This window comes from Sphingomonas endophytica, assembly GCF_001476895.1.
Classification (GTDB): domain Bacteria; phylum Pseudomonadota; class Alphaproteobacteria; order Sphingomonadales; family Sphingomonadaceae; genus Sphingomonas; species Sphingomonas endophytica_A.
On sequence record NZ_LDTB01000039.1, the window covers coordinates 13,777 to 26,127 of the forward strand.

Annotated in this window: 13 protein-coding genes; 3 read left to right on the forward strand and 10 right to left on the reverse strand. The window is 68.4% G+C overall.

Annotated features, from left to right (window positions below):
* Positions 1 to 13 precede the first annotated feature (13 nt).
* From NS334_RS10370 to NS334_RS10380, 3 genes are read right to left on the reverse strand one after another with little or no spacing between them, the layout of a single operon-like run.
* Positions 14 to 1,264, reverse strand: a complete 1,251-nt coding sequence (locus tag NS334_RS10370; protein WP_241491903.1) for a DUF445 domain-containing protein — start codon at positions 1,262 to 1,264, stop codon at positions 14 to 16.
* Between the two features lie 46 nt (positions 1,265 to 1,310).
* The gene (locus tag NS334_RS10375; protein ID WP_058755895.1) at positions 1,311 to 4,520 is read right to left on the reverse strand and encodes an efflux RND transporter permease subunit; all 3,210 of its coding nucleotides are present in this window, start codon (positions 4,518 to 4,520) and stop codon (positions 1,311 to 1,313) included.
* Positions 4,521 to 4,537: 17 nt separating this feature from the next.
* Complete coding sequence (locus NS334_RS10380) at positions 4,538 to 5,719, reverse strand: efflux RND transporter periplasmic adaptor subunit (protein ID WP_058755896.1); 1,182 nt, start codon at positions 5,717 to 5,719, stop codon at positions 4,538 to 4,540.
* Positions 5,720 to 5,885: 166 nt separating this feature from the next.
* Between NS334_RS10380 and NS334_RS10385 the strand changes: the two genes are divergently transcribed.
* Entirely contained in the window at positions 5,886 to 6,608 is a 723-nt protein-coding gene (locus tag NS334_RS10385; RefSeq protein ID WP_058755897.1) for an SIMPL domain-containing protein, read from the forward strand.
* Positions 6,609 to 6,670: 62 nt separating this feature from the next.
* On the opposite strand, the gene NS334_RS10390 is transcribed toward NS334_RS10385, so the two are convergent.
* The 3 genes from NS334_RS10390 to NS334_RS18650 all read right to left on the reverse strand — a co-directional run bounded on the left by NS334_RS10390 (position 6,671) and on the right by NS334_RS18650 (position 7,655).
* Positions 6,671 to 6,928 (reverse strand): GlsB/YeaQ/YmgE family stress response membrane protein, encoded by a 258-nt coding sequence (locus NS334_RS10390; protein ID WP_058755898.1) that lies wholly within the window; start codon positions 6,926 to 6,928, stop codon positions 6,671 to 6,673.
* A 145-nt stretch (positions 6,929 to 7,073) separates the two neighbouring features.
* A complete protein-coding gene (locus NS334_RS10395; protein ID WP_058755899.1) occupies positions 7,074 to 7,379 on the reverse strand; it encodes a DUF1153 domain-containing protein in 306 nt (101 codons plus the stop codon).
* 102 nt (positions 7,380 to 7,481) lie between these two features.
* Positions 7,482 to 7,655 (reverse strand): hypothetical protein, encoded by a 174-nt coding sequence (locus NS334_RS18650; protein ID WP_193753059.1) that lies wholly within the window; start codon positions 7,653 to 7,655, stop codon positions 7,482 to 7,484.
* Positions 7,656 to 7,762: 107 nt separating this feature from the next.
* Here NS334_RS18650 and mnmA point away from each other — a divergent pair, with 107 nt between their 5' ends.
* A complete protein-coding gene (gene mnmA, locus NS334_RS10400; RefSeq protein WP_058755914.1) occupies positions 7,763 to 8,860 on the forward strand; it encodes a tRNA 2-thiouridine(34) synthase MnmA in 1,098 nt (365 codons plus the stop codon).
* Between the two features lie 105 nt (positions 8,861 to 8,965).
* On the opposite strand, the gene NS334_RS10405 is transcribed toward mnmA, so the two are convergent.
* Both NS334_RS10405 and NS334_RS10410 read right to left on the reverse strand, forming a co-directional pair.
* Entirely contained in the window at positions 8,966 to 9,190 is a 225-nt protein-coding gene (locus NS334_RS10405) for a hypothetical protein (RefSeq protein ID WP_058755900.1), read from the reverse strand.
* A gap of 91 nt (positions 9,191 to 9,281) precedes the next feature.
* A complete protein-coding gene (locus tag NS334_RS10410) occupies positions 9,282 to 10,298 on the reverse strand; it encodes an SMP-30/gluconolactonase/LRE family protein (protein ID WP_083500399.1) in 1,017 nt (338 codons plus the stop codon).
* 86 nt (positions 10,299 to 10,384) lie between these two features.
* Here NS334_RS10410 and NS334_RS17710 point away from each other — a divergent pair, with 86 nt between their 5' ends.
* Positions 10,385 to 10,531 carry a DUF2256 domain-containing protein gene (locus NS334_RS17710; protein WP_083500400.1) on the forward strand — a complete coding sequence of 49 codons (147 nt, stop codon included), beginning with the start codon at positions 10,385 to 10,387 and terminating at the stop codon, positions 10,529 to 10,531.
* A gap of 17 nt (positions 10,532 to 10,548) precedes the next feature.
* On the opposite strand, the gene NS334_RS10415 is transcribed toward NS334_RS17710, so the two are convergent.
* Positions 10,549 to 11,340, reverse strand: a complete 792-nt coding sequence (locus NS334_RS10415; RefSeq protein WP_241491904.1) for a PEPxxWA-CTERM sorting domain-containing protein — start codon at positions 11,338 to 11,340, stop codon at positions 10,549 to 10,551.
* Positions 11,341 to 11,481: 141 nt separating this feature from the next.
* Positions 11,482 to 12,336 carry a type 1 glutamine amidotransferase gene (locus NS334_RS10420; RefSeq protein WP_153002697.1) on the reverse strand — a complete coding sequence of 285 codons (855 nt, stop codon included), beginning with the start codon at positions 12,334 to 12,336 and terminating at the stop codon, positions 11,482 to 11,484.
* Positions 12,337 to 12,351 lie beyond the last annotated feature (15 nt).

A 12,351-nucleotide genomic window follows, 5' to 3' on the forward strand; every position in this document is an offset into this window, starting at 1 on the left:
TGTGATCGATCACTCACAAAAGCACATCCACGATATGAATCGCGACGCCGACCAGTCCGCCGACCAGCGTGCCGTTGATGCGGATGAACTGGAGATCGCGGCCGACCGCATGTTCCAGCCGCATCGTGACGGTCTGCTCGTCCCAGCCGCGCACCGTTTCCGACACGAGCCGGACGATTGCATCGCCATAATCGGCCGCCGCCCCCACTGCCGCGCGGCGCACGAAACGGTTGATGATCCGGCCCAGCCGCGGATCGTTCTGAAGCGTCGCGCCCAGTTGATGCAGCGCTTCGCCCAGTCTGCCGGCCATCAACGCATCGGGATCGCGCGCGGCGCGCAGCATCGCGGACCGGGCCTGCTCCCACAAACCATTGATCCAGTCCTGCATCGCCGCATTTTCGAGCAGTTCGATCTTGAGCGCCTCGACGCGCGCGCGCAGGTCGTGGTCGTACTGAAGCCGCTCCGACACGCTGACCAACGCCTCCTCGACCTTGATGCGTACCGGGTGCTCGCGGTTCTCCGCCATCTCCGCAACCAGCTTGTCGAGCCCGTCAATGATCTTGTTGGCCAGCGTTTCGTCCAGCCCGGTCCATCGCAGCACCGCTCCGGCGCGATCGTGCACCATGGCGCGGACGAGGTGTTCGTTGGCGGACAACGCGCCGCGCATCCACCGGACCAATGCGTCGATCACCGGGCGATGCCGCTCCTCCGCGATCGCGGCAGCCAGCGCACGGCCGAGCATCGGCGACACCTCGGTCTCGCGCACCCGCGTCACCATCATGGCGCGGACCATCCCGCCCAGCCGCTCCTGATCGAGCGCCTGCAACACCTCGGTCGCCAGCCGCGAGACGCCGCGCGTCAGCCGGCTTCCGCCTGCCCCACGCGGATTGGCAAGCCACCGGCCCGCCGCCCCCGCGACATCGATGCGGTGCATCCGCCGCGCGACGACGGCCGGGATCAGGAAATAGTCGCGCAGGAAGCTGGCCAGCTGGTCGCCGATCCGGTTCTTGTTGCGCGGAATGATGGCTGTGTGCGGGATCGGCAGGCCGAGCGGATGACGGAACAGCGCGGTCACCGCGAACCAGTCCGCCAGTCCGCCGACCATCGCGGCCTCCGCGAAAGCCCGCACGAAACCGAAGACCGGATGGCGCGGCTCCAGCGTGCGCGACGCGAAGAAGGCCGCCGCCATCAGCACCAGCAAGCCGGTCGCGACCCGCCGCATCCGGATGAGGGCGGCGGGTGGAGGGGCGGCGCGCGGGATCATCGCCGTAACAATCCCCGATCGGCGGGGAAGTTCAAGCCGCCTCGCGTCACTCGGCCGGGTTCGTGCCCTCGCCACGGAACGGGATGCGGCCGTGCGGCGCGGCGATCGCATCCTGCGGGTCGTGGTCGATCACGCCGGTCTCGTCGCCGGGGCGATAGGTCAACAACCGCCGGCCTAGCCACGGCCCGACCCGCCGCTCCACCCCGATCGCCAGTGAAAAGGCCGCCGGGACGATCAGCAGCGTCAGCAGCGTCGAGACAATCAGCCCGCCGATCACCACGATCCCCATCGGCGCGCGCGATGCCCCGTCGCCCGACAGCGACAGCGCGGTCGGCACCATGCCGGCGACCATCGCGACCGTGGTCATCACGATCGGCTGCGCGCGCTTGTGCCCGGCATCGACGATCGCATCATAGGGCCGCACGCCCGCCTGCATCTCCTCCAGCGCAAAGTCGATCAGCAGGATCGAGTTCTTCGCGACGATGCCCAGCAGCATCAGCAGCCCGATGAACACCGGCATCGACAGCGGATTGCCCGTCAGCCGGAGCGCGATCAGCCCGCCCAGCGGCGCCAGCGTCAGCGACGCCATATTGACCAGCGGCGGCAACAGCCGCCGGTAAAGCAGCACCAGCACAGAGAAGACCAGGAACACGCCCGCCACCACCGCGACGACGAAATTCTGCAGCATCTCCATCTGCCACTTGGCCTGGCCGACGCTCAGTTCGCTCACGCCCAGCGGCAGGTTCTTCATCGCCGGCAGCTGCTTCACCTTGGGCAGCATCACGCTGATCGTCTGGCCGGGGCTGAGATCGGCACCGATCGTCAGCTGCCGCTGCTGGTTGATGCGCTGGATACGCGTCGGGCCGGAGCCGAAGCCGATGTCGGCGACCACGCTCAGCGGCACCGATCCGCCGGTCAGCGTCGGGACCGGCAGGTTCTGGATCGTCGCCAGCCGCGAGCGCGAGCTTTGTTCCAGCGCGACGCGGATCGGGATCTGCCGGTCGTTCAGCGAAAAGCGCGCGCTGTTCTGATCGATGTCGCCGATCGTCGCGACGCGGATCGCGTTCGACAGCGCGGCGGTCGTCACCCCCAGGCTGGCGGCGAGTTCGAGCCGCGGCCTGATGATGATCTCCGGCCGGTTCAGGTCGCCGGCGATGCGCGGCGCGAGCAGGCCGGGGATCGTCCCCATTTCCTTCACCAGCCGGTCGGCGGCCTGGCGCAGCACGACCGGATCGTCGCCGCCCAGCGTGATCGAGACGTCACGGTTGTTGTCGCCCCAGCCGAACTGCGACTGGAAATTGACGCGCGCGTCGGGGATCTTGGCCAGCTCGGGCGACAGCGCGCGCTCGAATTCGGTCGAGGTCTTCTCGCGCTTCTCGCGCAGCTGCGCGGTGACGCGCCCCGATCCCACCAGCGTGCGGGTATAGACGCTGCGTACCTCCGGCTGTCGGCTGAGCAGGTCGTACACGCGGTCGACCACCTTCTGCGTGGTCTGCAAGGTGCTGCCCGGCGGCAGCGTGATCGTCACGGTCGAACTCGGCATGTCGCGCGCCGGCTGGAAGGTCAGCGCGGAGGTCGCGAACAGCGCGATCGTCGCCGCGAACGCCGCGAAGCCGGCGCCGATCATCCACCAGCGGTGATCGCGCCAATGGCCGAGCAGCCGGTGAATGCCGCCCTTGGCACGCGCCTTCACCGCCGCGCGGCTGTCGAGCGTCCAGATCAGCAACCGCTCATAACCGCGCAGCAGCGGCCCGCCGCCATGTTCGACATGCCCGCCGGCCTTCAGGAAATAGGCCGCGACCATCGGCGTGATGAGGCGCGCGACCGCAAGGCTCATCAGCACCGCCGCGACCACCGTCAGCCCGAAATTCTTGAAGAACTGCCCCGCGATGCCCGGCATCAGGCCGACCGGCAGGAACACCGCGACGATCGCCATCGTCGTCGCCAGCACCGCGAGGCCGATCTCGTCGGCGGCGTCGATCGACGCCTGATAGGCGGTCTTGCCCATCCGCATGTGGCGGACGATGTTCTCGATCTCCACGATCGCATCGTCGACCAGCACGCCCGCGACCAGGCTGAGCGCCAGCATCGTCATGTTGTTGAGCGTGAAGCCCATCAGGTCCATGAACCAGAAGGCTGGAATGGCCGACAGCGGGATGGCGAGCGCCGAGATGATCGTCGCGCGCCAGTCGCGCAGGAACAGGAAGACGACGATGACCGCGAGGATCGCGCCCTCGATCATCGCATGGATCGCGGTCTTGAACTGCTCCAGCGGATATTTCGACCCGTCGTAGCGCAGCCGGAATCTCACCTTGGGATTGCGCTTCTCCAGCGCTTCCAGCTTGGCCTGCGCCTCGCGGAAGACGGTGACGTCGGACGCGCCCTTCGCGCGCGAGAAGTCGAACGACAGCGCCTGTCGCCCGTCGACCGACGCGGCCGAGCGCTGTTCCGCATACAGGTCGCGCACCGTCGCGACGTCCGACAGCCGGATCGTGCGGCCGTTGCCGACGTTGATCTGCAATTGCCCCAGCTCGGCGGCGGTATGCGCGTCGCCCAGCACGCGCACCGACTGTTCGGCGCCCGCGATCTCGGCGCGGCCCCCCGGCGCGTTGAGGTTCACCTGTCGCAGCTGCGCGTTGATCTGGCTGGCGGTCAGCCCCTGCGCGTTGAGTTTCGCCGGGTCGAGGATGACGCGGATCTCGCGGCTCACCCCGCCGTTGCGCGTCACCGATCCCATGCCGGGGACCGACAGCAGCTCCTTGGTCACCGTATTGTCGATGTACCAGCTGAGCTGTTCCAGCGTCATATCGGTGGCGACGGCGGTATAGCTGCCGAGATCGTTGTCGTTGATCTTCACGCGGCTGACCTGCGGCTCCAGGATCCCTTCGGGCAGGTTGCCGCGGATCTGCGTGATCGCGTCGCGTGCCTCGTTCACCGCGCGATCGATCGGGGTGCCGATGTCGAGCTGGACGATCGTCGTCGAATTGCCCTCCGACACGAACGACTGGATCTCGTCGATCCCCTCCAGCGTCCGCACCGCCGCCTCGACGCGCTGCGTGACCTGCGTCTCCAGCTCGCTGGGCGCGGCGCCGGGCTGGGTGATCGTGATCGACACGATCGGAAAGTCGATGTCCGGCTGTTCGTTGATGTCCATCCGCGCGAAGCTGACGATCCCCGCGACCGTCAGCATCAGGAACAGGACGATCGACGGCACCGGGTTGCGGATCGACCAGGCGGAGATGTTGCGGAAGCCCATGTGCCGTCCTTCGTGTATCAGCGCGCCGCGGGCGTCGCGGCGGCGCGTTGCGGCTTCACCAGCTGGCCCGGGTTCAGGAACGCGCCCGCCGATTGCACCACGCGCTCCTCGCCGCTCAGACCGCTGGCGATCGCGACGCGATCGTCATCCACCGTCCCCAGCGTCACCGCACGGCGCTGCGCGCGATTCTGCGCGTCGATGATATAGACGTAATTGCCGCGCTCGTCGCTCAGCAACGCCGATTGCGGCAGTTCGGGCTGGCTGGTCCCGCCGGCGATGATCGTCGCCGAGGCGAAGCCGCCGGGGCGCAGCGCGGGGTTGTAGGACAGGCGGATCCGCGCGATCCCCTGACGGGTCTGCGGATCGATGATCGGGGCGACCTGCCACACTGTGCCGGCGAATGACTGCGTATCGCCGACCGGCGTGACCTTCGCGGGTGCGCCGACGCGCACCACCTGCATGTCGTTCTCGGCAAGCTGCGCGCGCATCTCCATCTCGCCGTCCTTGGCCATGCGGAACATCACACCCGATCCGGAGCTGACGATCTGACCCGGCTCCACCCCGCGCGTCAGGATCAGGCCGGCGGCGGGGGCGCGGATGTCGAGCCGCGCGTTGCGCGCGCGCTGCTCCGACAGCGTCGCCTGCGATACCTTCAGCCGCGCGGCGGCGGCGTCGCGGGTGGCGATGCGGCGCTGGACGTCCGCCTTGGAGATGAAGCCGCGATCGACCAGGCTCTGCGCGCGCTCCAGCTCGGCCTGCGCCAGCGTCAGGTCGGAGCGCGCGACGGCGATCTGCGCGGCGAGCGAGGCGGCGGTCTGCGCCTGCACCGAGCGGTCGATCGTCGCCAGCACCTGCCCGGCGCGCACCCACTGACCGGGCTCCACCAGCACGCGGGACACCATTCCGCCCTCGCCCGCGACGCCGACCGGCATCTCGCGGGTCGCCGCCAGGGTGCCGGTCGCGCTGATGGTGCGCGCGACATTGTGCGCGCCTGGCACGATGACCGTCACCGCCGGCGCCTGGTCGGCGGCGGCGCCCTGCGGTGCCTCGGGCGTCTTGGTGCGGGTCGCGAACCAGGCCGCGGCCGCCACCACCAGCGCCAGGATACCCGCCAGCAGAATCCAGCGGCGGCGTCGCCGTGGGGAGCGATCCTCGATCACGAGTTGCTCGCCCTGCAAATCCCCACCGTGGTACGTCATGATTCCCCTTTCACCGGGACGCGTGTATTACACGCATATGGCACCATGGCAAGCGGCGCGGATCCTGTCGTTTTTTACTGTTTTCTCAAACGGCCTGCCCCGTTCATCGTGCATTCTAGCGCGGAGCGCCAGAGCGGCGTTGACGAGGATCAAGGGAGTGTTCCGCATGTTTCGTTTGCTGTCAGGCTGTGTCCTGTCGATCGCCGCGCTGCCGGCCGCCGCGCAGGTGGCCTTGCCGATGGCGACCGTGGTGCCCGAGGGCACCGTACTCGACGTCAGCGCGACCGGCCGGGTGTCGCGCACGCCCGATCTGGCGACGATCTCCGCAGGCGTCGTCACCCAGGCGCCCGTCGCCGCCAATGCCCTGTCGGAGAATGCACGGCGCATGGCGGCGGTGACAGCCGCGCTGAAGGCGGCGGGGATCGCGGCGCGCGACCTGTCGACCAGCAACGTCGCGCTGTCACCGCAATATCGCTATCAGGACAACCAGCCGCCGGCCATCACGGGCTATCAGGCGACCAACTCGGTCACGATCCGCTTCCGCGACATCGCGCGGGCCGGGGCCGTGCTCGACGCGCTCGTCCGGGCGGGCGCGAACCAGATCGACGGACCGAACCTGTCGCTGTCCGATCCCGAAGGCGCGCTGGACGAGGCCCGGACGCAGGCGATCGGGCGCGCCCGTGCCCGGGCGGAACTCTATGCGAAGGCGGCGGGGTTAAGCGTCGGACGGATCGTCGCGATCGACGAGGCGGGCAACAACGACGGCGGCCAGCCGATCCGCCCGATGATGATGCGCGCCAGCATGGGCAAGGCGGAGGCCGACACCGCTGTCCTGCCGGGCGAGACCGACGTCACCGCGACCGTCAACGTCCGCTTCCTGCTGAAGTAGAAACGACGACGGCCGCCCGATCGCTCGGGCGGCCGCCTGTTGCGGTTGACGCGATGCGCCGCTTAGCGCACGCGACCGCGACGCGCCAGATTGACGATCGCCAGCAGCACCACCGCACCCAGCAGCGAGACCAGGAACGAATAGATCGTCAGCGGCGCGTTGTTGATCGAACCGCCCGAGAAGATCAGGCCGCCGATGAACGCGCCGACGATGCCGACGACGATGTTCAGGAAGATGCCCTGCTGCGCGTCAGTCCGCATGATCATGCTCGCGAGCCAGCCAATGACACCGCCGATAATAAGCCAGAGAATGATACCCATGACATAACTCCCCTCAGATGCGCCCGGAGTGGCAGCTCTGGCGGGAATTACTCATAAGGCCGGCATATTGTTCCGGCCCCGTAATTCCGTTTGGTTCGACATGGGTTAAGGAAGTCCGGCGCCCCTGCCCCCTTTCGGAACGCCGTCAGAACTTCTGCTGCCGCTCGTACAGCGACTTGTAGTGCTGGATGCGCGTCACGCGCAGGCCGGGCATCCCCGATCGGTCGATCGCGCGCTGCCAGCCGGCGAACTCCTCGACCGTCAGACCATAGCGCGCGCAGACGTCGTCGACGCTCAGCAACCCGCCGTTGACGGCCGCGACCACCTCCGCCTTGCGACGCACCACCCAGCGGGTCGTGTTCGGCGGCGGCAGCGAGTCGAGCGTCAGCGGCTCTCCCAGCGGACCGATAACCTTGGCGGGGCGACTCTGTTGTTGTTGTTGTTCGATCATTCCAAACCTCGGTTCGGGGCCGTGGCCCCTGCTCCCTGTCGTGACTGCTGCGTAACGGCGATGGATTGAACGGCTCCTAAAACGGTGCGGTAAACGACCTCTTCACAGCTGTTTCCATTCGCTCAGCGCCGCGGCGGCGACCGCATTGAACGAGCGGTCGTCGGGCCGCGCCGGCACGTCCAGCGAGCGTGCGACCTGCGCGGTACGCGACGCCGCCTGACGGGCGCGCAGGCTGGCGAGCAACGGCATTTCGGGCGCGGGCGGTTCCGATGACATGGGCCAGCTTCTACCGGCGCTGTCTGAAGTTCCCGTAAAGCCACGGGAAACGCTTCATTCATTTCGGTTTACGCGCACCCGTCCGGCGCTGTATCATGCGCCGGATCATGGACAGCGGTGATTTTCAGCTCGCGCCCGGCGCGCGTCGCATCGTCGTGGCGATGTCGGGCGGCGTCGACAGTTCGGTCGTCGCGGCACTGGCGGCGCGCAGCGGGGCGGAGGTGATCGGGGTCACGCTCCAGCTCTATGATCACGGTGAGGCGACGAAGCGTGCGGGCGCCTGTTGCGCGGGGCGCGATATCCGCGACGCGCGCGCGGTCTGCGACAAGCTGGGCATCGCCCATTATGTGTTCGACCACGAAAGCAGCTTCCGCGCGAACGTCGTCGATCGCTTCGCCGACGAATATCTCGCCGGTCGCACCCCGATCCCGTGCGTCCAGTGCAACATGGGGCCGAAGTTCACCGACCTGCTGGCGCTCGCCCGCGATCTCGGTGCCGATTGCCTCGCCACCGGCCATTACGTACGTCGCGTCGAGGGTGCGCAGGGCGCGGAGCTGCACCGCGCCGCCGATCCGGCGCGCGACCAGAGCTATTTCCTGTTCGGCACCACCCGGGCGCAGCTGGATTTCCTGCGTTTTCCGCTGGGCGGGATGCCGAAGCCGCGTGTCCGCGAGTTGGCGGCCGAACTGGCGCTGCTGGTCGCCGACAAGCCTGACAGCCAGGACATCTGCTTCGTCCCCGACGGCGACTATGCCGCGCTGGTCAAGAAGCTGCGCCCGGAGGCGGAGGTCGGCGGCGACATCGTCGATCTGGCGGGCCGCAAGCTCGGCGAGCATCGCGGGCTGGTTCATTACACCGTCGGGCAGCGGCGCGGGCTGGAGATCGGCGGGAGCGCCGAGCCGCTCTATGTCGTCCGGCTCGATCCGGATAGCCGGCAGGTGGTGGTCGGCCCGCGCGCCGCACTGGCGGTATCGGCGGCGCGGCTAGAGGGGATGAACGTGCTGGGGCCGCTGGATGGCGCGCTGACCGCCAAGGTCCGCTCGATGGCGAAGCCGGTGCCCGCCCGGATGGTCGGCGAGCGGCTGGTGTTCGACGCGCCCGAATATGGCGTCGCGCCGGGACAGGCGGCGGTGCTCTATGACGGCGACCGCGTGCTGGGCGGCGGCTGGATCGCGGAGACCGAGGCGGCGCTGGTCGCCGCCTGATACAAGCGACCCGGCACCGCAGGGCACCGGGTCAGTTTCGTCTAGGGAGCAACTCCTGACGGTATCGGTCGGGCGCGACCGTGAGCGGCCGCGCCCGTATCGTGATTACAGCGCGTTGGCGGTCGCGGTGTTGCCGTCGATCACGTTCGCCGGCAGCGCGGCCTCGTCGCCGTTGCCCAGCGCCAGGTTCGCGTCGGCCGGCAGTTCGTCGTTCAGCACCGCCTCGTTACCGAGCTGCGCGTTCACCGCGGCGTCGTCGGTCTTCGAACCGCAAGCGGCGAGCGCCAGCGCGAGGGCAGCCACGGACAGGCCAGCAACGATCTTCTTCATGAACGAACATCCCTTTTGGTTGGGGAGGCGGCAAGCCGCCTCTCACCCGCCAAACTACACCCATTTGATGGGAGATCAAGCCCGCTGACCATCATCCCTGCCAGCCGGCGCGCAGCGGCACGCGCAACACCCGGTCGGAAGCGGTGACGAACAGCGCGCGACCGCCTTCTCCGAAGGCCGCGTTCGCCGCCGACGCGCCCGTTTCGATCAGCCCGATCGGCTCGCCTTCCGGTGTCATGAACATGATCCCGCCCGGCATCGAGCAGACCAGCGTACCGTCGCGCGCCACCTTCATCCCGTCGGGAAGACCGGGCGCGCCCGCCTCGTGCGCGGCGCGGGCCGACACCAGCATGCGAGCGGCGGTCGGCATCCCGTCCCGCCCGAGGTCATAGACCATGATGCGCGGATCGGCCGAGTCGGATACCGAGACGTACAGCCGCCGTTCGTCCGGCGACAAGGCGATGCCATTAGGGCGCGTCAGACTGCCGTTGATCAGCACCGCCTCGCCGCCCTCGCGCCAGCGATAGACGCCGTTGACCGGCTGTTCGCGCGCCGGCGACCTGTCCTCGCCCTTCAGGCCGTAAGGCGGGTCGGTGAACCAGATCGCCCCGTCGCGCGCGACATGCATGTCGTTGGGGCTGTTGAAACGCTTGCCCCCGTAGCGATCGACCAGCGTCGTGCGGCGCTTCGTCCGCAGATCGAGGCGATCGAGCGAGCGGCTGCCGCTGTTGGCGATCAGCAGCCGTCCGGCCCGATCGAGCGTCAGCCCGTTGGCGCCGGGTTCGCGCAACACCGCCCGGTCGGGATCGGTCGCTCCGGACGGCGACAGGAATATATCGATTTCCGCCCCGCGGCGCCAGCGACGGACGATGTTGGCGGGGGGATCGGAGAACAGCAGATAGCCGCCGCGCGGTACCCAGACCGGCCCCTCCGCCCATTGGATGCCGGTGGCGATCGTCTCGATCGTGGCGTCCGGGGCGACCATGCGATCGAACGCGGGCGACAGCCGCCGCAGCCGCGCTACCGGCGCCGCGTGCGCCGGCATGGCCATTCCCAGCGCACTGCCCGCCAAGCCCGCCAGCACCATCCGTCGTCCGACGATCGTCATCCACCCGCTCCCTCTTTTATCGCGATTCCTCACGAGGGTAGCACCGGCACCGGGGATCGTGCGACCGCGAAACGGGTTGATGCGGGATGGCCCACAAGAAGCCGAACCTGCCCGAGAAGATCTGCGCCTCCTGCCACCGCCCGTTTGCGTGGCGACGCAAATGGGCGCGCGACTGGGAAGAGGTTCGCTATTGCTCGGACCGTTGCCGGTCGGCGGGGGCGCGGACACCCTGACCGACCGGCGTCATCGGTCAGGCGGCGGCGATCGTCCGACCGCCACGACGCCGGCGCAACGCGGCGCCGACCACGCCGAAGCCCAAGATCATCGTCAGCCATGTCGCCGGCTCCGGCACCGCGCCGCCCACCGTGGTGGCGGAAAGGCCGCCGAGCTTGAAGCTGTCGATCCGGCCATCGGGATTGTTGAGCATCGCCGATACCATCCACATGTTCGACGCCGCGCCGCCGCTGACGGTGCCGCCGGACGCCGAATCATACACGGCGATGCGGGTCAGCGCCGAGCTCAGCACGCTCCAGTTCTTGCCATCGTAATTCAGCGTGTTGTTCCAGGCGTTCGTGGTCGTGCCATACCCCACCGTGGCGTCCGAATCGCCGGAATTGTAGTAGCTGGTCAGGTCGGTCGTGATGCGGAACGCGGTGGTGACGATCTGCGTCAGCTTCACCGGGGCGCTGAACTGCAGCAGCAGGAAGTCGTATTTGTTGGTGCCGGCATTGTCGATCGTGTGCGTTCCGCTGCCGCCGTTCTCGGACGGTGCCGTCACGCCCAGCCCATCGGCGTAGTTGCCGATGTTCGCGGCCGAGATCACATAGCCGCCGGCGGACATGCTGTACTTCATGCTCCACGCCGACGCGCGCACATCGACGCGCTGACCGCTGCTGGTCGCGGCGAAGTCCATCGCGCCGCTGCTGCCGGCAACGCCCGAGTTGCCGCTGAAGACGAAGTCGAAGTCGGTCGCGGTGGCCGGCGTGGCGATCGCGGCGGTCGACAGCGCGGCGGCGGCACCAAATGCCCTCATTGTCAGCATGATAATTTCCCCTTTTCCGTTGGGGAGCACGTCCCGCATCCGCGTGAATCGATCAATAGCGCAACGCGTGGCGCCATTCCCGGTTCGGGACGACTTTCCTTATTTTACTGATACATGATAACGAAGCGGAGCGCGCCGCCTTCATCGCGAGCCGCGACGATCGAGCATCGGCAGCGCGGCGATGAAGTTCATGATCTCGCGCCGTCGTCCGGCCGCATCGGCCAGTTCGCCGTCGACGCCCAGCAGCCAGCGCACGGCGCGCGAATCCGGCGCATCGTGCAACGTGTCGAGCAGGTCGGCGCGATCCGTCACGTCGCGTTCGTCGCGCGCCAGCCCCGCCTCCACCAGCGACGCCGCCTGCCGCCGCAGCGCCACCGCGATCTCGTCCAGCGCCAGTTCGGGATGATATTGCACGCCCCAGAAGATGCCCTTGTCATGGCGTATCTCGACCGCCTGTACCCGCGTCACGTCATTGCCTGCCAGTCGCGTCGCGCCTTCGGGCAGGGTCTCCACCTCGTCGCCATGAATCGCGGGCGCGTCCCATGTCGCCGCGCGCCCGGCCAGCAGCGGATGGTCGCGCCCCTCGTCGGTGGCGACGATCCGCCGCGCGATCCCCGCCTCCATGCGGTTCGGCATCGCGCGCACCGTGCCGCCGGCCGCCGCCGTCGCCACCTGCAATCCCGCGCAGGAACCGAACGAGGGCGTGCCCGACGCGAACACCGCGCGCATGAACGCGATCTGCCGCCGCACCTCGGGCGTGTCGTCATAGACGTGCAGCGGCGAGCCGGTCAGGAATATCGCATCATATCCGGTCAGCGCTTCGGGCGTCATCGCCGGCGTATCGGCATCCGCCGGCTGCGCGATCTCGATCCGCGCATCGGGCTGGAGCTGCCGCAACGTCGCGGCATAGGTCTCGCCGGAACTCTTGCCGGCATGGGCGCGGCGCGCGGCGCGCTCGTCGGGTGTCTCGCTCTCGGCGATCAGAAAGGTACGCAATATCGACGGCCTCGG

Coding starts and splice junctions, on each gene's coding strand:
- NS334_RS10370 (WP_241491903.1), bottom strand. CDS start 1,264: ATGATCCCGCGCGCCGCCCCTCCACCCGCCGCCCTCATCCGGATGCGG.
- NS334_RS10375 (WP_058755895.1), bottom strand. CDS start 4,520: ATGGGCTTCCGCAACATCTCCGCCTGGTCGATCCGCAACCCGGTGCCG.
- NS334_RS10380 (WP_058755896.1), bottom strand. CDS start 5,719: ATGACGTACCACGGTGGGGATTTGCAGGGCGAGCAACTCGTGATCGAG.
- NS334_RS10385 (WP_058755897.1), top strand. CDS start 5,886: ATGTTTCGTTTGCTGTCAGGCTGTGTCCTGTCGATCGCCGCGCTGCCG.
- NS334_RS10390 (WP_058755898.1), bottom strand. CDS start 6,928: ATGGGTATCATTCTCTGGCTTATTATCGGCGGTGTCATTGGCTGGCTC.
- NS334_RS10395 (WP_058755899.1), bottom strand. CDS start 7,379: ATGATCGAACAACAACAACAACAGAGTCGCCCCGCCAAGGTTATCGGT.
- NS334_RS18650 (WP_193753059.1), bottom strand. CDS start 7,655: ATGTCATCGGAACCGCCCGCGCCCGAAATGCCGTTGCTCGCCAGCCTG.
- mnmA (WP_058755914.1), top strand. CDS start 7,763: ATGGACAGCGGTGATTTTCAGCTCGCGCCCGGCGCGCGTCGCATCGTC.
- NS334_RS10405 (WP_058755900.1), bottom strand. CDS start 9,190: ATGAAGAAGATCGTTGCTGGCCTGTCCGTGGCTGCCCTCGCGCTGGCG.
- NS334_RS10410 (WP_083500399.1), bottom strand. CDS start 10,298: ATGACGATCGTCGGACGACGGATGGTGCTGGCGGGCTTGGCGGGCAGT.
- NS334_RS17710 (WP_083500400.1), top strand. CDS start 10,385: ATGGCCCACAAGAAGCCGAACCTGCCCGAGAAGATCTGCGCCTCCTGC.
- NS334_RS10415 (WP_241491904.1), bottom strand. CDS start 11,340: ATGCTGACAATGAGGGCATTTGGTGCCGCCGCCGCGCTGTCGACCGCC.